Genomic DNA, 22161 nt, shown 5'->3' with positions numbered 1-22161 from the left:
GGTCACAGGGGCGGGGTGCCGTGGGTGTGGAAGGACTCGATCGTCTTCAGGCCCCAGGCCTGGCCCTTCGCGCGCTCCGCCTCCGTCCAGGTGATCGGCTTCCAGTCGGGCGCCAGCACCAGCCGCGCGCACGGGTTGCACAGCTCGATGCGGTTGCCGCCGGGCTCGTAGACGTACAGGAAGAACGTCTGCTGGATGGCGTGCTTGTGCGGCCCCGTCTCGATGAAGACGTCGTGGTCGAGGAAGATGTCGGCGGCGCGGAGGATGTCCTCGCGGGTGTCGGTGGCGAACGCGACGTGGTGCAGGCGCCCGTTGGCGCCCGTCCAGTCGCGGGTGTAGACGATGTCGTAGGACTTGTTGGTGAAGTGCAGCCAGCGTCCCGCGATGTCACCACTGTCCAGCTGGATCTGCTCGGTGGTGCGGCCGCCCAGCGTCTCCATCAGGAACTCGGTGCTCGGCTCCACCTCGGCCGACAGGTAGTTGACGTGGTCGAGGCGGCGGACGCACACGCCGCGCGCCGGATACGCCTGCGCCTGGTTCTTCAGCGACGGCTTCAGCTTCGGCGGCGCCTCGTACCACTCGCTCTCCCAGTACAGCTCCAGCTCGTGGCCGTCGGGGTCGCGGAACACGTACGTCGGGCCGATGCCGGGGTCGCCGTCGCGCCAGCCGACGCCGAGCCCCGCCTCCTCGACGGCCTTGACCCGCCGTTCGAGGGCCTCCTGCGACCAGGTGCGCAGCGCGGTCCGGCGGATCCCGGACGTGCCGTGCGCGGTCAGCTTCACGGTGTGGTGCTCGTAGTCGTCCCACGTCCGCAGGTACACCGAGTCGCCCTCGGAGCCGACCTCGGTCAGGCCCATGACGCGGGTGAAGAACCGCAGGCTCTTCTCCGGCTCGGGCGTCAGCAGCTCGACGCTCCCGACGTGCGCGATCTCGTGCGTGATCAAAGGGACCTCCGGGGGAAGACGGTTCCGTCGAAGAGCTTGCGGGCGGTGCGGACGATGCTGGACCGCCGCACGGACGCCCCGTCGAGTTCCACCTCGACGTCGAGCCGCCCGGTGGCGTGCTCGATGCTCATCGGCACGCCCGGCGCGGGGAACTCGGCGAGGTCGTGGCCGACGGCACCGTCCATGAGCAGCGCCGTCGCGACCGTGACGGCGCCGAGCACGCCGATCGAGGTGTGCACGCGCAGCGGGATGAAGGTGCGGGTGCAGATCGTGCCGCCGTCGCGGGGCGGCGCGACCAGCGTGGTCTTCGGGACGGACGCGTCCGACACGTCGCCGAGCCCCATCAGCTTCCCGGCCGCCAGCCGCAGCGACTGGATCCGGTCCCGCAGCCCCGCCAGTTCGGCGGGGCCCTCGTAGCCGGTGGCGCCGAGGTCGGACGCGGCGGCGACCACGACCGGCATCCCGTTGTCGACGCACGTCACCTCGACGCCGTCGACGACGTCCCGGACGTTCCCGGTCGGCAGCAGCGCCCCGCACGCCGACCCCTCGGTGTCCTCGAAGTCCAGGACGATCGGCGCGGCGGTGCCGGGCACCCCGGAGATCGCGGTGTCGCCGTCGTAGTCGACGGCGCCGCCCGGCGTCGCGAACGTCGCGGTCGCGATGCTGCCGGAGTTGACCATCCGGATCCGCACGCTGCTGCGCCCGGGCCCGGCGGCGACGAGGCCGCGCTCGACCGCGAAGGGGCCGATCCCGGCGAGCAGGTTCCCGCAGTTCTGCTTGTCGGAGACGGTCGGCTCCTCGACACCGAGTTGCAGGAACAGGTACTCGACGTCGACGCCCGGCCGCTCCGAGGGGGAGACCACCGCGACCTTGCTGGTCAGCGGGTGCGCGCCGCCGATCCCGTCGATCTGCCGGGGGTCGGGGGTGCCTATGACCCGTAGCAGCAGCTCGTCGCGCTCGGCGGGGTCGGCGGGCAGGTCCTTGTCGAGGAAGTAGGCGCCCTTGGACGTCCCGCCGCGCATCATCATGCAACGGATCCCCGTGCTCATGACTCGCCGTATTCGCTGTAGGGGACGTACTCGATGCCCATCCCGGGCAGCCGGTCGCGCAGTCCGTAGCGGTCGAGCCCGAGTTCGCCCTTCTGGAACGCCGCGCGGGTCGCGTTCTCCTTCTCCTCCCGCGCGCGCGCCGCCTGCACCGCGTCCGCGATCTTCCCGCGCGGGACGCACACCACGCCGTCGTCGTCGGCGAGGATCGCGTCGCCCGCCCGGACGACCTGGCCGCCGATGCTCACGGGCACGTTGACCGCGCCCGGCGTGGCCTTCACCGTGCCCTGCGCGCTGACGGCCGCCGACCACACCGGGAACCCCATCGCGCGCAGGTCCGCCACGTCCCGCACGCCCGCGTCGATGACGAGCCCGCGCACGCCCCGGTACTGCAGCGCCGTCGCGAACAGCTCGCCGAACATCCCGTCCGTGGACGGCGACGTCGTCGCCACCACCAGCACGTCGCCCGGCCGGCACTGCTCGACCGCGACGTGGATCATCAGATTGTCGCCCGGCCACGACAGCACCGTCACCGCCGTCCCGGCGATCCGCGAGCCGGGGTGCACCGGGCGGACGCCCGGCCCGAGGTAGCCGGTCCGGCCCATCGCCTCGTGCACGGTCGCGACCCCGAAGCCGCCCAGCTCGTCGACCGCGCCGGCGTCCGCGCGCGGCGGGCCGGTCACCACCACCGTCCTCATGCCAGCACCCCCGTCGTCTGCGGGTACACGCGAACGTACGCCTCGGCCATCGTCTCGTGGGGGAGCCCCAGGTTCGGGCCCGCGTTCCGCTTCAGCTGGACGCCCCGCCGCTTGGCCAGATCGGTGTAGTAGTCCCACATGTGCACCTGCGCGGGCAGGCACTCCATCGCCTTGCGCTTGCGCTCGAACACCGGCGTGATGTCCAGCAGGACGTCCGGCTTGAAGTCGCACTGCTCCGGCTGGTGCGGCTCGAAGAGGAACACCGGCGGAGCGCCCAGCGGCTCGCCCGGCGCGTCGTACCCGATCGCCTGCGCCAGCACCCGGGCCTGCATCGCCATCCGCGCCGCCGCCGGGTGGTCGCCGTTGTACGGGTCGGCCAGCGTGTGCGTCAGGACGACCGCGGGCTCGAACTTCCGGTACACCCGGACGAGCCGGTCCACCAGCTCGGGCGTCTCCCGCAGCGGGTAGTCGCCGGCGTCCAGGAACTCGATCTCGGCGCCCAGCTCGGCCGCCGCGGCCTCCGCCTCGCCGCGCCGCAGCGCCTTGATCTCCTCCAGGCCCTTGCCCTCGCGCCAGGCCCGCGCGGACTCCCCGCGCTCCCCGTAGCTCAGGCACACCACCTTCGCCCGGTCCCCGCGCTCCGCGGCCAGCGCGATCGCGCCCGCGGCCCGCCACACGAAGTCGCCCGCGTGGGCGCTCACCACGAGCAGCGGACTGGCGGCGTCGGTGCTCATTCAGATTCCTCCAACAGCAGACGGAACCCGCCCCCGAACAGGGCCGATCAGCGCCGATCCTGAATCCTGTCGCCCAAATTGTCAACAATTCTGGCGTTTATTTCGCGCCGGAGCGGCGCCGCGGCGCCGGCCGCCGGCGTCAGGCCGGACGGCGGTCCAGGTCCTCGGCGGCGGCCTCGTCGGTGAGGAAGCCGCCGGACTGGTGGTGCCACAGCCGGGCGTAGGGGCCCTTCGACTGGAGGAGCTCCCGGTGTGAGCCCTGTTCGACGACGCGGCCGCGGTCGAGGACGACCAGGCGGTCCATGCGGACGACCGTGCTCAGCCGGTGCGCCACGACCAGGGCGGTGCGGTCGCGCATCAGGCGCCACAGCGCCTCCTGGACGAGGACCTCGCTCTCGGAGTCCAGGGCGCTGGTGGCCTCGTCCAGCAGCAGGATCGGCGCGTCCCGCAGGATGGCGCGGGCGAGCGCGACGCGCTGCCGCTGCCCGCCGGACAGCTTCACGCCGCGTTCGCCGACCAGCGTGCCGAGCCCGTCCGGGAGGCCGTCGGTGAACTCGGTGACGTGCGCCGCCCGCGCGGCCGCCAGGATCTCCTCGTCGGTGGCGCCCGGCCGGGCGAAGGCGATGTTGTCGCGCACCGACCGGTGGAACATCGCGGGCTCCTGCGGCACGTAGGCGATCAGTCCGCGCAGGTCGTGCTGGCGCAGCCGGGCGATGTCCTGGCCGCCGACCAGGATGCGCCCGCCGTCGACGTCCATCAGCCGCAGCAGCAGCCGGGTGAGGGTGCTCTTGCCGCCGCCGGACCGGCCCACCAGCCCGATCTTGGCGCCGCCGGGGATCTCCAGGTCCAGCCCGTCGAACAGGGGCGGGCCGCCGCCGTGCGCGAAGCGCACCCGCTCGAAGCGGACCGAGGCGTCGGCCGGGCCCAGCGGCTCGGGGTCGGGCGGGTCGACGACGACCGGGGGCGCCAGGAGCAGCTCGGTGAACTGCGCGGCCTCGGTGAGCGTGCTCTCGATCCGCCGGTAGACCTGGTTGAACTCGAACATGATCCGGGTGGCGTTGGTGTAGTAGGTGAACGTCACCACGACCGCCTCCACCCCGAGGCCGCCGCGCAGCGCCACCGCGGCCAGCAGGCCGAGGACGCTCGTCAGGATCGACATCGGCGCGACGATCATGTCGACCCGGAGGTTGGCGTAGTCCCAGGAGCGCAGCGAGAGCCGGCGCTGCTCGATCACCCGCGTGCGGTGCTCCGCCGACTCCCGCTCCTCGGCGGCGAACGCGCGGACCGTCTCCATGTTGGTCACCACGTCGGCGACGTGGCCCGACACCCGCACCTTGGCGGCCTCGCGCGCGTCCACCAGCGCCTGCCGGCGGCGGATGAGCGGGGCGATGAGCAGGCCGGTCAGGACGATCATTCCCACCAGCACCAGGACGAGCGCCGGGTGGTACCGCCACAGGACCACCGAGGCGAACGACAGCGGGATCACGTTGGCCATGATCGAGAACGCGAGGGTGTCGGCGAAGTCCTCGAAGCCGCTGGAGAAGTTCAGGATCCGCTTGGTCAGCGCGCCGGCGAAGTTGTCGTGGAAGAAGGCCGTCTCCTTGGCGAGCAGCTCGTCCATGCCGGTGATGCCGAGCCACTCGATCCCCCGGCCGTCCGTCCGGTTGAGGCAGTGCAGGCCCACCCGCCAGAACGCCTCGCCCGCCAGCATCAGGCCGGCGAAGGCGAGCAGGTAGGGAAGGAGCGCCCCGGAGCCGCCGTCCCCGCCGCCGGCCAGGTGCCCGACCAGGGCGGCCACCACCAGGGGAGTCAGGTAGTACAGGCAGGTGTTGCCGAGGGCCGGGAAGACCATCGCCGGAAGTGAGACCCGCCAGTGGCGGCGCAGGACGGCGCTGTAGTAGCGCAACGCCAACAGGACCGCTCGCCTGCGGGGCGCCGGACCGTCCTGAGAACCCTCTCGTGCCCCTGCCGGAACCACGCACCCTCCCCCGCCGCCGCGGCCTTCATGCTGCCCCGAACCCTCCGGGCCGGGCGAGCGCATTTCCCGCGGGCGGTGCGGCCGGTGCCGGACCGCGTTCCGAAAACGAGGAGGAGCGCGTACCGGCACGCGCCGAACGCGGGGGAGAGGGGCGGCGAGCCGCCCTTCCGCGCGGTGCCGATCGGGAGGAGAGCATCCGGAATCGGGACGACTGTTATGCGCCGGCCGCACATCCGAATGTGGCCGGGACCGGGACCGGAACCCGGCTAGAGGTCGACGGCGATCCCGAGCCCGCGCTCGCGGGCCGCGCGGTAGACCACGGAGGCCGCCGCGACGTCGAGCGCGGCGTGGCCGGTGGACTTGAAGAGCGTCAGCTCGGCGGCCGAACGGCGGCCCGGCCGCCTCCCGGCGAGCACGTCGCCGATGAGGCGGGCGCCGGCGGGGTCGGTCCCCTGCAGCTCCCAGGCGCCGGCCGGGGGCGGCTCGGTCACGGCGCCGGGCCATTCGACGAACAGCGACGACGCCCGGAGGGTCTCGGCGTCGAACTCCGGGCCGTCGGAGCCGCCGACCGAGCTGAGGTGGGCCCCGGCGCGCAGCCACGAGCGCCGCAGGACCGGTTCCCGGCTGGACGTGCAGCAGAAGACGACGTCCGCCGACCTGACCGCCGCCTCGACGCCGGCCGCCGTCGACCCCGCGGGCAGGCCCGCGACGAGCCGCTCGGCCTTGCCCGGATCGCGCGCGCCGACCACGAGCTCCACCCCGTCCAGCGGCGCGACGAGCTCGGTCTGGGCGCGTGCCTGCGTCCCGGTGCCGATCACGGCGATCCGGCAGGCGCCGGGCCGGGCGAGCGCGCGCATGGCGACCGTCGCGGCGGCGGCCGTCCGCACCGCGGTGATCGCCTCGGCGTCCATGACGGCCAGCGGCCGCCCGGTCTCGGCGTCGAAGTGGGCGACGATGCCGCGGTGGGCGCCGTGGTCGCCCGCGGTGGCGCCGGGGAAGACCGACACGAGCTTGGCCGACAGCCCCAGCCCGGGCACGTGGCCCGGCATCGCGCCCAGCAGGCCGCGCCCCGAGCGGGCCGCGACGCGCGGCGGCGCGGAGACCCCGCCGGCGGCGACGGCGATGAGCGCGGTGCGGACCGCCTCCAGTACCGCCTCCGGAGGTGCGGCCGCCCTGGTCGCCTCCCGGTCGAGGACGAGCACGCCGCCTGCGGTGTCAGCCAACGCCGGCTCCGGCGTCCGGGCCGGTCAGGGCGCGTTCCAGCTCCGCCGTGGCCGCGGTCAGGTGGTCCTGGAGCCCGGTCAGCGTGGGATCGTCGAACTCGCTGTCCAGGCCGACGATCGTGAGCGCGCACAGCGGCCGGCCGTTGCCGGCGAGCACCGCGCGGCCGAGCGAGGCGATCACCTCCTCGTTGCGGCCGCGCTCGAGCGCGAAGCCCGTGCGCCGGGTCCGCTCGATGTCGGCCAGCAGCTCGGCCCGGCGCTCCGGCGGGTGCCCCTGCTGCTCGGCGGCGCGCAGGTAGGGGATCTGCGCGGCCTCGTCCAGCGCGGAGACGAGCGCCATGGGCCCGGCGAACTTGTGGACGGGGAGCAGCTCGCCCAGCAGGTCGTTGATCATCGCCAGCCGGGGCGGCCGGACGACGTCGATCACCCGGGCCCCCTCGGGTTCGAGGACCTGCAGGTTCACCATCATCGCCGTCCGGTCCGCCAGCGCCTGCAACACGGGGCGGCCCAGCACGACCAGGGAGTTGGCGGCCGCGGCCTCGGAGAACTGCAGCACCACCGGACCCGGCAGGTAGTGGTCCTCGCTGCGCATGATCCAGCCGCGCCTCACCAGGTCCACCAGGATGCGGTAGGCGGTGGCGCGGTGCATGCCCGCCTCGTTCGCCACCTCGCTCAGCCGGAGCGGGCGGTCGGCCCGCACGACGGACTCGATGAGATCCAGAGCCTTGTCCACGGCAGAGCTCGCCGGTCTGGGCAACTTCCCTCCACGGTCGCTGAGCGGCTTTTCCAATTCTTGACGCACATTAGCAGACGTTGCTAATGTTGTAACACTTGTTGCGCTCTATGTAACACACCTGGTCGGCGGGGTGCACCAGCCGACCCGGGACCGAGAACGGAGACCGTGCGATCGCCATGACGGACAAGGACGAGCCCCCGGTCGCGGGCAACGACCCCGCCCCCACTCCCTTCGCCGCGCCCGAACCCGGCCGGGCGACGGCCTACCGCGGCGTCTCGCTGATCGACGGGACCGGCGGCCCGGTCCGGCACGGCATGGCGGTGGTGACCGACGGGCCGACGATCACCGCGGTCGTCCCCGACGCCGACCTCGGCGCCGCGGTGCCGCCCGGCGCGGAGACGGTCGACCTGCACGGCGCGTTCCTGCTGCCCGGCCTGGTCGACGCGCACCAGCACCTGTCGACGCCGCCCAACCGCGCGCAGGCGGAGGCGCTGATGCGGCGGCAGGTCTACGGCGGCGTCACCGCGATCCGCGAGATGGCCGGCGACCTGCGGCAGATGGCCGACCTCGCGCGGGCCTCACTGGTCGGCGAGATCCCCGGCCCGGACGTGCACTGCGCGGCGCTGATGGCGGGCCCGGGGTTCTTCGACGACCCGCGCACATGGCAGGTGACCCAGGGCGCGACGCCCGGCACCGTGCCGTGGATGCAGGCGGTCGACGCGGACACCGACCTGCCGCTGGCCGTCGCCGCGGCGCGCGGCACCGGCGCCGTCGCCATCAAGATCTACGCCGACCTCGACGCCGCGACGGTCGCCCGGATCGCCGAGGAGGCCCACCGGCAGGGGATGCTCGTGTGGGCGCACGCGGCGGTGTTCCCCGCCATGCCCGGCGAGGTCGTCGCGGCGGGCACCGACGTGGTCTCGCATGCCCACATGCTGGCCCACGAGATCCCCGGCGACCGGCCCGGCGAGTACCGGCGGCAGCGCGGGCAGCTCGCGGACACCTACCGGCGCCTCCTCGACGCGCCTGTGGACGCCCTCGACGCGCTCTTCGCCGACATGCGGCGCCGCGGCACGATCCTCGACGCCACCGCGAGCCTCGTGGCGCGCCTGCCGTCGGGCGCGCCCGGCGCGGCCGAGCTCGCCCCCGACGTGCTGAGAAGGCTCATCGACCGGGCACGACATGCGGGCGTCACGATCTGCACCGGAACCGACTACGAGACGCAGCCGGCGGACCCCTTCCCCTCGCTCCACGAGGAGCTGCACTACCTCGTCCACACGATGGGGATGCCGCCGCACGAGGTGATCCGCGCGGCCACGTCCGCCGGCGCCGCCGCCGTCGGCCTCCAGGACACGGTCGGCACCGTCGAGAAGGGCAAGCGGGCCGACTTCGTGATCGTCGAGGCGGACCCCTGCGAGGACATCGGCCACCTGCGCCGCATCGTCGCCACCGTCAAGCGCGGCCGGCGCTACGACCGGGCGGACTACGACCGCGCCGGCACCCAGGAAGGAGCGCCCCGTGAGCGCTGACATCGAGGACCTCATCGTCGTCAACGCGCTCGGCGGGCTGGACAACCCGAACGCCCCGGCGTCGGCCTCCGCGTCCGGCGCGCTCGTCCAGACCAGCGACCAGCTGACCATCGACGAGCGGACCCTCGCCGACGCGCACGCCTCCGGCGTGACGGCCATCAACGTGACCCTGGGGTACACGCTCGGCGACTTCCCGCCCTACCGGCACACCCTGGACGAGATCCGCACCTGGGACGCGATCATCGCCGCCCACCCGCGCGACCTGATGCGGATCGACACCGCCGCCGACATCGCCGAGGCCAAGCGGCAGGGGAAGATCGGCATCATCTACGGCTTCCAGAACGCCGCCGCCGTGGAGGACCGCCCCGAGCGGGTCGCCGAGTTCGCCGGCCTGGGCGTGCGGATCATCCAGCTCACCTACAACCAGGCCAACCAGGTCGGCGACGGCTCGATGGCGCCCGGCAACCGGGGCCTGACGCCGCTCGGACGCCAGGTCGTGGAGGCGCTCAACGAGCAGCGCGTCATGGTGGACCTCTCCCACAGCGGCGAACAGACCTGCCTGGAGGCCGCGCGCATCTCCGCGCAGCCCGTCTCCATCAACCACACGGGCTGCCGCGCGCTGGTCGACCTGCCGCGCAACAAGACCGACGAGGAACTCCGGCTGGTCGCCTCGAAGGGCGGGTTCGTCGGCATCTACTTCATGCCGTTCGTCAACGCGTCCGGGCACGCCACGGCCGCGGACGTGGTGGAGCACATCGTCCACGCGGTCGACGTCTGCGGCGAGGACCACGTCGGCATCGGCACCGACGGGACGATCACGGCGATCGACGACCTGGACGGCTACCGGGCGCTGCTCGCCGAGCAGGTGGCGCAGCGGCAGGCCGCCGGCGCGTCCGCCGCGGGCGAGCGCGCCGACACCTTCCCGTTCGTGGTCGACCTGCGCGGCGTCGACCAGTTCCGCGAGCTCGTGCGGCTGCTGGACGAGCGCGGCTACTCCTCCACCCGGATCGAGAAGATCCTCGGCCTGAACTTCCACAACTACGCGAAGGCGGTCTGGGGGAGTTGACGGCCGCCGAGACGCGGAGTCACGCGATTCCCCCGGACACGGACACGACACAGGAGCGGGCGCGCATGGGCATTAACACCTGCATCGACACGGGCAGTGCCCGGACACCGGGCCGCCGCACGGCGCGCGCGCGGGGCGGCCGGGCACGGTACGCGCTCCTCGCCGGGGCGCTGGCCGCCGTACTGCCACTGGCGGCGTGCGGCGGTGGCGGCGGCGGATCGACGAAGCACAAGTCGGGGTCGCCGACCTTCGGCTCCATCCCCGCCCAGGCGGGGACGCCGAAGGACGGCGGCGCCATCGACATTGCGCAGCAGCCAGGAGCCGGGCCGTTCTACATGCTGCCGATCGTCCCCGGCGCCTTCAACTCCACCTACGTGACGTACGAGTTCCAGCGGCTCATGTACCGGCCGCTCTACTGGTTCCCGCAGGGCGGCAGCCCCAAGATCGACGAGAGCCTCAGCCTGGCGTCCCCGCCGCAGTTCACCGACGGGAACAAGACGGTCACCATCACCATGCGCGACGGCTACACCTGGTCCGACGGCACGCCCGTCGACGCCGACGACGTGGTGTTCTTCATCGACCTGCTGAAGGCCGCGCTGAAGAAGAGCCCGGCGAACTGGGGCAGCTACACCCCGGGCCAGTTCCCCGACAACGTCGCCGACGCGAAGGCGACGTCCGGGAACACGGTGACGCTGAAGCTCAAGGAGGCCTACAACCCCGAGTGGTTCACCGCCAACGAGCTGACCTCGCTCGTCCCGCTGCCGGCCGAGCAGTGGTCGCGCGCCGCCGGCGGCGGCCTCGACCACGCCTCTCCGAAGGACGCCGCGGCGATCTACGCCTACCTGGACAAGGCGTCGCGCAACCCGGCCTCGTTCGCGAAGAACCCGCTCTGGCGGACGGTCGACGGCCCGTACAGGCTGAGCAGCTTCGACGTGACGACGAACGCCTACTCGATGACCGCCAACAAGGCGTACGGCGGCCCGCAGAAGCCGCATCTCGAGACGCTGAACTTCCGGCCGTTCACCTCCGAGAGCGCCAAGTTCAACCAGCTGCTGAGCGGCAAGCTGGCGATGGCCACGGTCGACCAGAGCAACGTGGGCCAGGTGTCGGCGCTCAAGGCCGCGGGCTACAACGTCTACGGCGCTCCGGCCCTGGGCTTCAACTTCATCATGCTCAACTTCAAGGACACCACCGACAACGTCGGCAAGCTCTACGCCCAGCTCTACATTCGGCAGGCGTTGCAGCGGCTGATCGACCAGCCCGGATACATCGCCAGCAAGGGCATCTACAACGGCGCGGCCGTCGAGAGCTACGGCACGGCGCCCGCGACGTCGCCCTACGTCTCCGGAAGCACCGCCACCGCGCCCTACCCCTACGACCCGGCCGCCGCCCGCAAGCTGCTGGAGGACCACGGCTGGAAGGTGGTGCCGAACGGCACCACGACCTGCGTCAGCCCCGGCACCGGGCCGTCGCAGTGCGGCGCCGGGATCCCGCAGGGCCAGACGATGAAGTTCAACCTCTTCTACCGGAGCGGCCCGCAGCTGCACAGCGCGGTCAGCACCGCGTTCGCCTCGGAGGCCCGCAAGCTCGGCATCACGATCAGCGTCGCGCCGAAGACCTTCAGCTTCCTGATCCAGAACTACAACGTCCCGGCGGCACCGTCGAAGGCCGGCGAGTGGGCCATGTCGACCTGGGGCGGCTTCAGTACCCCGCCCTACCCGACCGCGTCCGGGATCTTCGACACCAAGGGCTCGGGCAATGTGGGCGCCTTCAGCGACCCCGAGACCGACAAGCTGATCGACGCCTCGGTGCACGGCGCGGACCGCAAGGCCGTCCAGGCGGAGGTCGAGCACCTGCGGACCGGCCTGCCCGTGCTGTGGCTGCCCGCCGCGCAGACCATCTGGGCCTGGAAGAAGACGCTGTCCGGCCCGGCCGGCTCCTTCGCCAACCTGCCCGCCAACGTGCTCACCCCCGAGTACTGGTACACGCGCTAGCCGGCGTCCCGGCGACGCCCGGGACCGCGACACGGAAAGGAGGCGCAACGTGATCCAGTACGCGCTGCGGCGGCTCGCGACGTCGGTGATCGTGATCCTGGGCGTCTCGGTGATCACCTTCGTCCTGCTGCACGGGATGGCCGGCTCGCCCGGCCGCGCCATCCTCGGCGTCCAGGCGAGCCCGGGGGCGGTGGCCGCGTTCGAGCACGAGCACGGCTACGACCGGTCGATCGCCGTGCAGTACCTCAGCTACCTGGGGGACCTGCTGCACGGCGACCTCGGGTACTCCTACAAGCTGAACCAGAGCGTGAACGCGCTGGTGGCCGAGAACGCCGGGCGGACCGCCCTGCTGTCGGCCGTGGCGCTGATCCTCGCGATCGGCATCGCGGTCCCGCTCGGCGTCTTCCAGGCGGTGAAGCGCGGCGGCATCGGCGACACCGTGCTGACGACCCTCACCTTCGTCGCCTACTCGATGCCCGTCTTCCTGCTGGCGATGCTGCTGATCCAGGTCTTCGCGATGGGGCTGGGCGTCCTTCCCGCGCAGGCGTCCCAGTCCAGCTCGGCCTTCGTGATCTTCACCGACCCGCGCGCCATGCTGCTGCCGGTGCTGACGCTCACCGGCGTGACGGTCGCGCTCTTCTCGAGGTACCAGCGGTCGGCGGCGCTCGACCAGCTCGCGCAGGACTACATCACCGTGGCGCGGTCGAAGGGGCTGTCCATGCGCATGGTCCTCACCCGGCACCTGCTCCGCAACGCCTGCGCGCCGCTGGTGACCCTGATCGGCATGTCGATCCCGCTGCTGCTCGCCGGCAACCTGGTGGTCGAGTCGGTCTTCAACTACCCGGGGCTGGGGCTGCTGTTCTTCAACGCCCTGAACAACCAGGACTATCCGGTGCTGCTCGGCTACACGCTGATCGCGGCGACCCTGACCGTCCTGGGCAATCTCGTGGCCGACCTGCTCGTGGCGGTCACCGACCCGAGGACGCGGCGGGCATGACCGAATCGGCGACCGACAGGACCGCGGCGCCGGCCGCGCCCGGCGAGCCGGGAACCCGTCCACCGGGCCGGACCCGCGGCGGCCGGCTCACCCTGCGGGAGTTCACCCGGAACCGGCTCGCCGTCCTCGGCGGCGGCATCATCGTCTTCTTCGTCCTGTTCTGCTTCGTCGGGCCGCACCTCTACGTCACCGAGCAGATCTCCGTCGACCCGGTGAACAGCATGCTGCCGCCCGGCGGCGGGCATCCGCTCGGCACCGACGCGCAGGGCTTCGACGTGCTCGGACGGATCATGAAGGGCGGCCAGGCGTCCCTGCAGATCGGGCTGCTCGCGGCGCTGATCGCCACCGCGATCGGCACCCTCTACGGGACGGTCGCGGGCCTCGCGGGCGGCCTCGCGGACGCGGTCATGATGCGCGTGGTCGACACGTTGCTGTCGATCCCGTTCCTGTTCATCGTGCTGATCATCGCGACCCGGTTCAGCTCCACGGTGCTGTCGCTCAGCCTGACCCTCGGGGCGTTCTCCTGGCTCGCGCCGGCCCGGCTGGTGCGGGCCGAGGTGCTGGCGCTGCGCTCGCGCGGGTTCGTCGCGGCCGCGACGGTGATGGGGGCGACGAAGGCCCGGATCATCGTCCGGCACCTGATCCCGAACGCGCTCGGCGTGGTGATCGTGAACATCACCTTCCAGGTCGCCGACGCGATCATCGCGGTGTCGCTGCTCGGCTTCCTCGGCTTCGGCCTCAACTACCCGGCGGTCGAGTGGGGCACCCAGCTGTCCAAGGGCGTGAGCTCCCTGCTCGACGGCTCCTGGTGGCTGATCTACCCGGTCGGCGGCTGCCTGGTCCTGGTGGTCATGGCGTTCAACTTCGTCGGGGACGCGCTGCGCGACTCGATCGACGTACGGCTGAGGCGGCGCTGATGGCCGCCGGCGCGAGAGGTGGCGATGTGAGGACCGGCGAGGAGCCCCTGCTGGCGGTCGAGGGGCTGTGCACGAGCATCCGGACGAGCCGGTCGGAGGTCCGCGCCGTCGACGGGGTCGACCTGACCCTGCGCCGCGGCGAGACGCTCGGGCTGGTGGGGGAGTCGGGCTCCGGCAAGTCGATGACGGGCCTGTCGGTGCTGGGGCTGCTGCCGCCCGGCGGGCGGGTCACCGGGGGATCGATCCGGCTGGAGGGCCGCGAGCTGGCCGGCCTGCCGGAGCGGCACTACCAGCGGATCCGCGGCAACGAGATCGCGATGGTCTTCCAGGACCCGATGACGTCGCTCAACCCCACCAAGACCATCGGCGAGCAGATCGCCGAACCGGTGCGGCTGCACCGCGGGGCGAGCCGGAAGGAGGCGCGGGACCGGGCTCTGGAGATGCTCGAGCTGGTCGGCATCCCCGGACCCGCCGAGCGGCTCGGCCAGTATCCGCACGAGCTGTCCGGCGGGCTCCGGCAGCGGGTCATGATCGCCATGGCGCTGTCCTGCGAGCCGAAGGTGCTGATCGCCGACGAGCCGACCACGGCGCTCGACGTGACCGTGCAGGCGCAGGTGCTGCGGCTGCTGCACGACCTCAAGGAGCGGCTCGGCATGGCCATGCTCCTGATCACCCATGACATGGGGGTCGTCGCGCAGTGGGTCGACCGGGTCGGCGTCATGTACGCCGGAGGCGTCGTCGAGAGCGCCGCCACGGCCGAGCTGTTCACGGGCATGCGCCACCCGTACGCGCAGGGCCTGCTCGCGTGCACGCCGCGGCTGACCCAGCGGCGCGAGGACGTCCTGTTCTCCATCCCCGGCTCCCCGCCGGACCTGGCCGCCCCGCCCGCCGGATGCCGCTTCGCCGCCCGCTGCGGGCACGCCGACGACCGCTGCCGGACGGAGGCGCCGGCGCTCACCGAGCCGCGGCCCGGGCACACGGTGGCCTGCTGGCACCCGGTCGACGGCCCGCTCCCCGCGGAGGTGCCCGAGCCCGCGGTGGAGGCCGCGCCGGAGGCGCCCGCGGCCGGCGCCGCCGACCTCGTGATGGTGGTCGAGGACCTGGTCAAGGAGTACCCGGCCGGCCGGTCGCTGCGCGGCCCGGCGCGCAGCGTCAAGGCCGTCTCCGGAGTGTCGTTCGAGGTGCCGCGCGGCCGGACCTTCGGGCTCGTGGGCGAGTCCGGCTCCGGCAAGAGCACGCTGGCCCGGATGCTCGTCGCGCTGGAGAAGCCCTCGTCCGGCGGCGTCACCGCGCTCGGCGGCGACCTCGCCCGCCTGCGCGGGCGGGAGCTGCGCCGGCACCGCCGCGACCTGCAGATGATGTTCCAGGACTCGCTCGACGCGCTCGACCCGCGGATGCGCGTCGGCGCCGCCCTGGCGGAGCCGTTCGCGGCGCAGGGCGTCGGGACGGCCGGGGAGCGGCTCACGGCGATCCACGGCCTCCTGGACGAGGTCGGGCTGCCGCACGACGTCCTGGACCGGCACCCGCACGAGTTCTCCGGCGGGCAGCGCCAGCGCATCGCGCTGGCGCGGGCGCTGGCGCTCAACCCGCGCGTGATCGTGGCAGACGAGCCCGTGAGCGCGCTGGACGTGTCGATCCGGTCGCAGGTGCTCAACCTCATGCGGCGGCTCCAGGCCAAGCACGACCTCACCTTCGTGGTGATCTCCCATGACCTCACCGTCGTCCGCTATCTGGCGGACACGGTCGGGGTGATGTACCTGGGGAAGCTGGTCGAGATCGGCTCGCCGGACGACGTCTACCTGCGCGCCGCGCACCCCTACACCGCGGGGCTGATCGCCGCGATCCCCGTGCCGGAGCCGGGCGCCGGGCCCGCCGCCGGGGACGCGGGCGCCGAGGCCGCCGACCAGGCCGGCGATCAGGCCGGCGATCAGGGCGGCGCCATCGAGATGCCCAGCCCGTTCGATCCGCCGTCCGGCTGCCGCTTCCGCACGCGCTGCCCGCGCGCGCAGGCCCGGTGCGCCGAGGAGGAGCCGGTGCTGCGCGACTTCGGTCCCGGCCACGTCGCCGCGTGCCATTTCCCGCTCCGCGAGCCCGCGCCCGAGCCCGGGCCCGCCGCGCGGGCCGTCTGACGTCAGGGGGCCGCCGGGGCGCCGGGGGAGGTGATCGGCGACCAGGCCAGCGGCGTGGACAGCACCATCGTGCTGGTGGGCTGCCCGAAGGGGGCGAGCCGGTCGATCAGGGACTCGAAGGCGTCCATGGAGGCCGCCGCGATCTTCAGCAGGCTGCACGCGGCGCCGGTGACGCGGTGGATCTCGCGGATCTCGGGCCACTCCGCCACCTCGGGGGCGCGCAGCACGCAGCGCGGCCCGTAGCAGGACATCTGGATGAACGCGACGACGGACCACCCGACGCGGGCCGGGTCCACCTGCGCCCGGTAACCGGTGAGCACGCCCGCCTCCTCCATCCGGCGCACTCGCTCGGCGACCGCGGGCGGGGACATGTGGACCCGCCGCGACAGCTCGCTGAACGACAGCCGCGCGTCCGCCTGGAGCTGCGCGAGGAGCAGCCAGTCGGTCTCGTCCATGGTGACCCTCCCGATCTGAAACCCAGATTGGCCAAATGAAGCTGATACAGCGCCATATCCGGTCTGATGCCTTCGAAGCGGCATGTACTACGGCCTATCTCCTATCAGATCATTAACACCACGTCACATCACCGAGCATGAGGAGGGCGGCGTTGACCGGCACCGATCTCGCATCATCGATCCGGCCCGCGTCCGAGCGGGAGCGCGCCGAGCGCGCCGCCGCGAGCGGGGGCGAGCCCACGCTGGCCTTCGCGGAACGCGTCCCCTACGACGCCTACGTGCGGGCCGACACCCTGCACACGCTCCAGCGGACGCTGAGCGACGACCCCGGCGAGATGTCGTTCCTGGTGATCAGCCAGGTGATGGAGCTGTACTTCGGGCTCGTCCACCACGAACTGCGCGAGGTCCAGCGCCTGCTGCGCGCCGACGACGTGTGGGGCGCCCTGCCGCCGTCGCGCCGGGCGGCGCTGCACCTCGACGGGCTGAACGCCGGCTGGCAGTGCCTGCGCTGGATGACCCCGGCCGACTTCAACCGGTTCCGCGACCTGCTCGGCGAGGGCTCCGGCTTCCAGTCCGCGATGTACCGGCGGCTGGAGTTCGTCCTGGGCCTGAAGACGGCCTCGCTCATCCGGCCCTTCCGGCGGCAGCCCGCGGTGCACGCCGACCTGACCGAGGCACTGCGGGCGCCCAGCCTCTGGGACGACGTGGTCGCGCTGCTCGCCCGCGCGGGGCACGACATCCCGGCGGACCTCCTCGGCAGGGACTTCTCGGACGAGCACCGGCCGCACCCCGCGGTGGAGGCCGCCTGGGTGGAGATCTACGGCGACGAGGGACCCGGCAACCATCTGCGGATGCTCGGCGAGGCGCTGACCGCGATCTCCGAAGGGTTCGGCGACTGGCGCCACCGGCATCTGGCCTCGGTCCGGCGGGCGATGGGCGCCAAGGCCGGCACCGGGGGCTCGAACGGCGTCCAGTGGCTCCGGCGCAGCCTGGACCGCGAGGTCTTCCCGGAGCTGTGGTCGGCCCGCACCCACATCTAGAAAGGTCCGCGATCCCATGAGCACACCCCAGGAGATCGCCGTGGTCGGAGCCGGCCTCACCGGCTCCCTCCTCGCCTGCTACCTCGCGCGGCGGGGGCACCGGGTCGCCCTGTACGAGCGCCGGCCCGACCCCCGGGCCGGCGGCGCCGAGCGCGGGCGCTCCATCAACCTCGCCCTGTCCGAGCGGGGCCTGGACGCGCTGCGCCGGATCGGCCTGGAACGGCAGGTCATGGCGGGCGCGCTGCCGATGAGCGGCCGGATGATCCACCCCGTGGCCGGCGGCCTGGACTTCCAGCCCTACAGCCGGGACGGCGGCAAGGCGATCCACTCGATCAGCCGGAGCGGGCTCAACGCGGCGCTGCTCGACGCCGCCGAGGCCGCGCCAGGAGTGCGGGTGCACTTCGGCCACCGGCTCACCGGAGCCGACTTCGCGACCGGTGCGCTGCGGTTCGAGACCCCCGGCGGCACGGTGCACGCCGCCGCGCCGGTCATCCTCGGAGCCGACGGCGCCGGGTCGGCGGTGCGGGCGCAGATGGCGGCGTCGGGCGCCGTCCGCGAGAAGGTCGCGTTCCTCGACCACGGGTACAAGGAACTGACCATCCCGGCGGCCGGCGGCGAGTTCGCCCTCGACCCCGGAGCGCTGCACATCTGGCCGCGCGGCGGCTCGATGATGATCGCGCTGCCCAACCCCGACCGGTCGTTCACCTGCACGCTGTTCTGGCCGCGGGACGGCGCGTCCGGGTTCGCCGCGCTCGACGGCCCGGCGGCCGTGGAGCGGCACTTCCGCACCCGCTACCCCGACGTGCCGCCGCTCTCGCCCGGCCTGGTGGACGACTACCTCCGCAACCCGGTGGGCAGGCTCGGCACGGTGCACTGCGACAGGTGGGTGGTGCCGGGCCGCGGGGCCGCGCTGATCGGCGACGCCGCCCACGCGATCGTCCCGTTCTACGGGCAGGGCGCCAACTGCGCCTTCGAGGACGTCGTCGAACTCGACCGCTGCCTCACCGAGACCGCCGGCCGATGGGACCGCGCGCTGCCGCTGTACGAGGCGCGCCGCAAGGACAACGCGGACGCCATCGGCAGGATGGCGCTCGAGAACTTCACGGAGATGCGGGAGAAGGTCGCCTCACCGGCCTTCAAGCTCGCCCGGAAGGCCGACCACGCGATGGAGCGCGTCCTGCCGGGCCGGTGGATGTCCCGGTACGAACTCGTCTCGTTCTCCACCGAGCCCTATGCGCGGGTCGAACGGCGCACGCGGCGGCAGCGGCACGTCCTGGCCGGGCTGGCGGTCACGCTGACGACGGGCACGGCGGCCCTCGCCCTGCACCGAACGGCGGCGGCCCGTCGAGGCGCAGGGGCCTGAGAAGCCCCTCGACCGGGGCTAACAGCGCATGGCGAGGGAGAGGGTGACGGCGGTGTCGACGACGGCGTCGAGGTCGCCGCCGAGGCGGCCGTCGGCCCACTGCTGGGCGAGTTCGGTCATGGCGCCGGTGAACATGGTCGCGGCGATGACGGCGGGGAGCGGCGGGTCCTGGTCGCTGGTCATCGCGAGGACGCCCTCCAGCAGCGCGGTCTGCGCGGCGCGGCGGCGGGCGGCGAGGATCTCGTTGCCGCGCGCCTCGGCGAACAGCACGCGGCCGCGGCCCGGATCGTCGCTGATGAACCGCAGGACGGCGCGGATGCCGGCCCGGGTGCGCGCGTCGGGGCGCGGGCCCGCGTCCTCGACCGCGCGGGCCAGGACGTCGCCGAGCGCGGTGGCCTGCTGGTCGTACACGGCCGCGAGCAGCTCGGCGGTGTCGGCGAAGTTCTCGTAGAAGTAGCGCGTGTGCAGCTCGGCCTCGCGGCACACCGCGCGGACGGCCAGAGCGGCCTCGCCGCCCGCGGTGAACAGCCGGTAGGCGGCCCGGACGAGCATGTCGCGCCGCTCGTCGCGGCGCCGGGCGGCGGGGATGCCCGCCCACCGGGTGTTCGCGGCCGTCCGGGCGTTCGCCATGGCCGTCACGATACCAAGTCTGGACACGCATGTACCCAGACGCTTACGCTGAGGTCTGGACACGGTCGTAGCCAGACTTTGACGGGAGCGCCGGGATGGCACCGAGAAGCAACCTCCTCGCGGCACGGTTCGAGCGGGCCTTCGACGCCGAGATCCGGTCCCGGTTCTTCCGGGGCCTGGAGTTCGCCGGGCCGGCCGGCGACCCGGGCTGGTTCGGCCCGGACAGCGCGGTCTGGTACGTCCACTCGCACCTGCCGACCCTGGTCCTCGGCCTGGTCGGCGCCGCCTACATCGAGGGCCTCGACCCCAGCATCAGCTGGATGGCCTACGACCACTCCCGCATCCCCGAGCGGGTGGACGGCGTCCCGACCGGCGGCATCGACCCGGAGGGCGCCGCCGTCCGGCTCGGCCACTCGCTGTCGTTCTTCATCGGCACCGCCTACGGCTCCACCGAGACCGCCGAGCGGCTCGCGCGCACCGTCCGCGCCATGCACCACACGGTCAAGGGCACCCGTCCGGACGGCCTGCCTTACGACGCCGACGACCCGGAGTGGCTGCGCTGGAACTACGCCACCGTCGTGTGGGGCCTCGCGACGGCGCACGAGCGCTACCACCGCAAGCCGCTGCGCGGCGCCGACCTCGACCGCTACTACGGCGAGTTCGTGCGGGTGGGGGAGGCGCTCGGCGGCACGGACCTGCCCGCCACGAAGGCGGAGGTCGCCGAGTGCCTGGAGTCCTACCTGCCGCGCCTGGCCATCACGCCGATCAAGGCGTTCGGGACCGGCCCGAACCTGCGCGGCAACGGCACCAAGCCGTGGGAGCCCGGCAGCCCGTTCATGGACTGGGCGGCCCGCGACATGCTCCCCGAATGGGCGCAGAAACTGGCCCTCTACCAGCGGCCCAACCCGCTGGTGCTGCGCATGCGCCGCAGCGCGCTCTGGATCGCGCTCAACGGGCTGTACGACGCGACCGGCCCGCTGCCGGAGTTCCGGCAGGCCCGGGACCGCGTCGCCGGCGGCGTCTCGGCCCCGGTCGTCGCCACGACCGCGCCCGCCGCCCCCGATCCCGTGCTGACCCGCGCCGAGGTGGAGGCCACCGCCTAGCGGGAGCGTTCCGCGCGGCGGGTGCCGAGGCAGGCGAGCACGGCGAGCGCCGACAGCGCCGCCATGCAGGCCAGCGCGTACCGGTAGCCGATGACGAGCTGGTGGACGCCCTGGACCGAGACCCGCGACAGGTCACCGGCGAAGACGTGCGCGCGCAGCGCCGCCGGCACCGGGCCCGCGATCAGGGAGAAGGCCAGGGCGGTGCTGACCACGATCCCGGTGTTCTGCGCCATCAGCCGCATCGCGTTGACGATGCCGAGCCGGTGCGACGGCAGGCCGCGCAGCAGGGCCGTCGCGTTGGACGGCAGGAACATGCCCGATCCGGCGCCCAGCAGCATCAGGCCCGCCGCGACCGGCCAGTACGCCACGTCCCGCCCGAGCACCGCCAGCAGTTCGAGCAGCCCGAGCGTGGTGAGCGCGGTGGCGAGCACCGTCATGGTCCGGGCGCCGACGCGGTTCTCCAGCAGGCCCGCGCCGGTGGACGCCAGGACCGCGACCGCCGACATCGGCAGCACCTTGAGCCCGGCCGTGACGGGGTCGTCGCCCTGCACGGACTGGAAGAACAGCGCCAGCAGCACCACGGCGCCCATCCGCGCGGTCGCGTTGAGGAACGTGGCGAGCAGCCCGAGCGCGAACGGCACGTCCCGGAACAGCCCGATGTCGACGACGGGACGGGCCGCGCGGCGCTCGGCGGCGAGGAACACCGGGAGCAGCACCAGGAACACGGCGACGCCGCCGAGCACGACCGGGCTCGTCCAGCCCCGCTCGTTCACCTGCGACAGCCCGAACAGCAGGCCGCCGAGGCCGGCGAGGACGAGGACGTTGCCGGGCACGTCGATGCCGCGCTCGCGCGAGGGCGCCTCCGCGGGCCGCAGCGCGACCGCGCCCCACAGCAGGCACAGCGCGCCGAACGGCACGTTGTACCAGAACACCCAGCGCCAGCCGAAGGCGTCGGTGAGGTAGCCGCCGAGGGTGGGCCCGGCGAGCTGCGCGATGGAGAAGGAGGCGGTGTAGACGCCCATGGCGCTGCCGAGCCGTTCGCGCGGGAAGGCGTCGGTGACGATGGCCGCGCTGTTGGCCAGCAGCATCGCGCCGCCCGCGGCCTGCAGGACGCGCAGGCCCACGACCGTCCAGGCGGTCGGGGCGAAGCCGAGCAGCAGGCTCGCGAGGGTGTAGGCGCCGAGGCCGGACAGGTACATCGCGCGGCGCCCGAACATGTCGGCGAAGCGGCCGAACACCACGACCAGGACCGTGTTGGCGAGCATGAACGCCAGCAGCATCCAGTTGGCGGCCAGCGGGCCGGCGCGGAAGTGCCGCACGACCGAGGGCAGCGCGACGTTGAGGGTGTTGCCGCCGAGGCCGGTCAGCACGCTCGCCAGGCTGACCGCGGACAGGGTCCACCAGGGATTGCCGGGCCGCCCGGCGGCGGGCCCCGGGCGCGCGACGGCGGACGCCGCCCCCGTCACGCGGGTGCGCCGGCAACGCCCATGCGGGGCCTCCCGACCGACGAGTCCGAGCAATTTCTAGATCTTGATACTAGAATTCGATTCGAGAATCTAGCCCTTGACGGTACTGAATG

Annotated in this window: 19 protein-coding genes; 9 read left to right on the top strand and 10 right to left on the bottom strand. The window is 73.1% G+C overall.

Translation table 11 applies throughout. The features are described 5' to 3' along the window. Nucleotides 1–2: 2 nt before the first annotated feature. From ACA514_RS01290 to ACA514_RS01260, 7 genes are all read right to left on the bottom strand, one after another. Nucleotides 3–944, bottom strand: a complete 942-nt coding sequence (locus ACA514_RS01290) for a catechol 2,3-dioxygenase (RefSeq protein ID WP_375039081.1) — start codon at nt 942–944, stop codon at nt 3–5. Then, a complete protein-coding gene (locus ACA514_RS01285; protein WP_375039080.1) occupies nt 941–1993 on the bottom strand; it encodes a 4-oxalomesaconate tautomerase in 1053 nt (350 codons plus the stop codon). The genes ACA514_RS01290 and ACA514_RS01285 overlap by 4 nt, the downstream gene beginning before the upstream one ends. Then, nucleotides 1990–2688: a 4-carboxy-4-hydroxy-2-oxoadipate aldolase/oxaloacetate decarboxylase gene (locus ACA514_RS01280; protein ID WP_375039079.1), complete on the bottom strand. Its 699-nt coding sequence runs from the start codon at nt 2686–2688 to the stop codon at nt 1990–1992. The genes ACA514_RS01285 and ACA514_RS01280 overlap by 4 nt, the downstream gene beginning before the upstream one ends. Beyond that, nucleotides 2685–3422, bottom strand: a complete 738-nt coding sequence (locus ACA514_RS01275) for a PIG-L deacetylase family protein (RefSeq protein WP_375039078.1) — start codon at nt 3420–3422, stop codon at nt 2685–2687. The genes ACA514_RS01280 and ACA514_RS01275 overlap by 4 nt, the downstream gene beginning before the upstream one ends. 139 nt (nt 3423–3561) lie before the next feature. Beyond that, complete coding sequence (locus tag ACA514_RS01270) at nt 3562–5334, bottom strand: ABC transporter ATP-binding protein (RefSeq protein WP_375039077.1); 1773 nt, start codon at nt 5332–5334, stop codon at nt 3562–3564. Between the two features lie 332 nt (nt 5335–5666). Further along, nucleotides 5667–6623: an ornithine cyclodeaminase family protein gene (locus ACA514_RS01265; RefSeq protein WP_375039076.1), complete on the bottom strand. Its 957-nt coding sequence runs from the start codon at nt 6621–6623 to the stop codon at nt 5667–5669. Continuing rightward, nucleotides 6616–7356: an IclR family transcriptional regulator gene (locus ACA514_RS01260; protein ID WP_375039075.1), complete on the bottom strand. Its 741-nt coding sequence runs from the start codon at nt 7354–7356 to the stop codon at nt 6616–6618. Before ACA514_RS01260 ends, ACA514_RS01265 begins: the two co-directional genes overlap by 8 nt. A gap of 179 nt (nt 7357–7535) precedes the next feature. Between ACA514_RS01260 and ACA514_RS01255 the strand changes: the two genes are divergently transcribed. From ACA514_RS01255 to ACA514_RS01230, 6 genes are all read left to right on the top strand, one after another. Further along, the gene (locus ACA514_RS01255) at nt 7536–8888 is read left to right on the top strand and encodes an amidohydrolase family protein (protein ID WP_375039074.1); all 1353 of its coding nucleotides are present in this window, start codon (nt 7536–7538) and stop codon (nt 8886–8888) included. After that, the gene (locus ACA514_RS01250; RefSeq protein WP_375039073.1) at nt 8878–9954 is read left to right on the top strand and encodes a dipeptidase; all 1077 of its coding nucleotides are present in this window, start codon (nt 8878–8880) and stop codon (nt 9952–9954) included. Before ACA514_RS01255 ends, ACA514_RS01250 begins: the two co-directional genes overlap by 11 nt. A gap of 65 nt (nt 9955–10019) precedes the next feature. Beyond that, nucleotides 10020–11948 carry an ABC transporter substrate-binding protein gene (locus ACA514_RS01245; RefSeq protein ID WP_375039072.1) on the top strand — a complete coding sequence of 643 codons (1929 nt, stop codon included), beginning with the start codon at nt 10020–10022 and terminating at the stop codon, nt 11946–11948. A 49-nt stretch (nt 11949–11997) separates the two neighbouring features. Further along, nucleotides 11998–12945 carry an ABC transporter permease gene (locus ACA514_RS01240; protein ID WP_375039071.1) on the top strand — a complete coding sequence of 316 codons (948 nt, stop codon included), beginning with the start codon at nt 11998–12000 and terminating at the stop codon, nt 12943–12945. Next, nucleotides 12942–13862 (top strand): ABC transporter permease, encoded by a 921-nt coding sequence (locus tag ACA514_RS01235; RefSeq protein WP_375039070.1) that lies wholly within the window; start codon nt 12942–12944, stop codon nt 13860–13862. Before ACA514_RS01240 ends, ACA514_RS01235 begins: the two co-directional genes overlap by 4 nt. 26 nt (nt 13863–13888) lie before the next feature. Then, the gene (locus ACA514_RS01230; protein ID WP_375039069.1) at nt 13889–15991 is read left to right on the top strand and encodes a dipeptide ABC transporter ATP-binding protein; all 2103 of its coding nucleotides are present in this window, start codon (nt 13889–13891) and stop codon (nt 15989–15991) included. Between the two features lie 2 nt (nt 15992–15993). On the opposite strand, the gene ACA514_RS01225 is transcribed toward ACA514_RS01230, so the two are convergent. Continuing rightward, nucleotides 15994–16446, bottom strand: a complete 453-nt coding sequence (locus tag ACA514_RS01225; protein ID WP_375039068.1) for an Lrp/AsnC family transcriptional regulator — start codon at nt 16444–16446, stop codon at nt 15994–15996. A gap of 152 nt (nt 16447–16598) precedes the next feature. Between ACA514_RS01225 and ACA514_RS01220 the strand changes: the two genes are divergently transcribed. Continuing rightward, complete coding sequence (locus ACA514_RS01220; protein ID WP_375039067.1) at nt 16599–17486, top strand: tryptophan 2,3-dioxygenase; 888 nt, start codon at nt 16599–16601, stop codon at nt 17484–17486. 16 nt (nt 17487–17502) lie between these two features. Next, on the top strand, nt 17503–18849 hold the full coding sequence (locus ACA514_RS01215; protein ID WP_375039066.1) for an FAD-dependent oxidoreductase: 1347 nt from the start codon (nt 17503–17505) through the stop codon (nt 18847–18849). 18 nt (nt 18850–18867) lie between these two features. Here the strand turns inward: ACA514_RS01215 and ACA514_RS01210 are convergent, their stop codons facing one another. Next, a complete protein-coding gene (locus ACA514_RS01210; RefSeq protein WP_375039065.1) occupies nt 18868–19479 on the bottom strand; it encodes a TetR/AcrR family transcriptional regulator in 612 nt (203 codons plus the stop codon). 95 nt (nt 19480–19574) lie between these two features. On the opposite strand from ACA514_RS01210, the gene ACA514_RS01205 reads away from it, so the two are divergent. Continuing rightward, nucleotides 19575–20582, top strand: coding sequence for an oxygenase MpaB family protein (locus tag ACA514_RS01205; protein ID WP_375039064.1), 1008 nt, complete (start codon nt 19575–19577; stop codon nt 20580–20582). Here ACA514_RS01205 and ACA514_RS01200 read toward each other — a convergent pair. Further along, the gene (locus tag ACA514_RS01200; RefSeq protein WP_375039063.1) at nt 20579–22048 is read right to left on the bottom strand and encodes an MFS transporter; all 1470 of its coding nucleotides are present in this window, start codon (nt 22046–22048) and stop codon (nt 20579–20581) included. The two genes, ACA514_RS01205 and ACA514_RS01200, sit on opposite strands and share 4 nt — an antisense overlap. Nucleotides 22049–22161 lie beyond the last annotated feature (113 nt).

The sequence above is a fragment of the Actinomadura sp. NTSP31 genome (assembly GCF_041951385.1).
In the GTDB taxonomy this organism is placed as follows: Bacteria; Actinomycetota; Actinomycetes; order Streptosporangiales; family Streptosporangiaceae; genus Spirillospora; species Spirillospora napierensis.
The sequence above is the reverse complement of the archived record's forward strand: the minus strand, read 5'-3'. Positions and strand labels throughout refer to the sequence as shown.

Bases quoted from the DNA above. Each gene is read 5' to 3' on its own strand.
- ACA514_RS01215 (WP_375039066.1), top strand. From the start codon at position 17,503: ATGAGCACACCCCAGGAGATCGCCGTGGTCGGAGCCGGCCTCACCGGC.
- ACA514_RS01255 (WP_375039074.1), top strand. From the start codon at position 7,536: ATGACGGACAAGGACGAGCCCCCGGTCGCGGGCAACGACCCCGCCCCC.
- ACA514_RS01205 (WP_375039064.1), top strand. From the start codon at position 19,575: ATGGCACCGAGAAGCAACCTCCTCGCGGCACGGTTCGAGCGGGCCTTC.
- ACA514_RS01225 (WP_375039068.1), bottom strand. From the start codon at position 16,446: ATGGACGAGACCGACTGGCTGCTCCTCGCGCAGCTCCAGGCGGACGCG.
- ACA514_RS01285 (WP_375039080.1), bottom strand. From the start codon at position 1,993: ATGAGCACGGGGATCCGTTGCATGATGATGCGCGGCGGGACGTCCAAG.
- ACA514_RS01235 (WP_375039070.1), top strand. From the start codon at position 12,942: ATGACCGAATCGGCGACCGACAGGACCGCGGCGCCGGCCGCGCCCGGC.
- ACA514_RS01280 (WP_375039079.1), bottom strand. From the start codon at position 2,688: ATGAGGACGGTGGTGGTGACCGGCCCGCCGCGCGCGGACGCCGGCGCG.
- ACA514_RS01210 (WP_375039065.1), bottom strand. From the start codon at position 19,479: ATGGCGAACGCCCGGACGGCCGCGAACACCCGGTGGGCGGGCATCCCC.
- ACA514_RS01245 (WP_375039072.1), top strand. From the start codon at position 10,020: ATGGGCATTAACACCTGCATCGACACGGGCAGTGCCCGGACACCGGGC.
- ACA514_RS01275 (WP_375039078.1), bottom strand. From the start codon at position 3,422: ATGAGCACCGACGCCGCCAGTCCGCTGCTCGTGGTGAGCGCCCACGCG.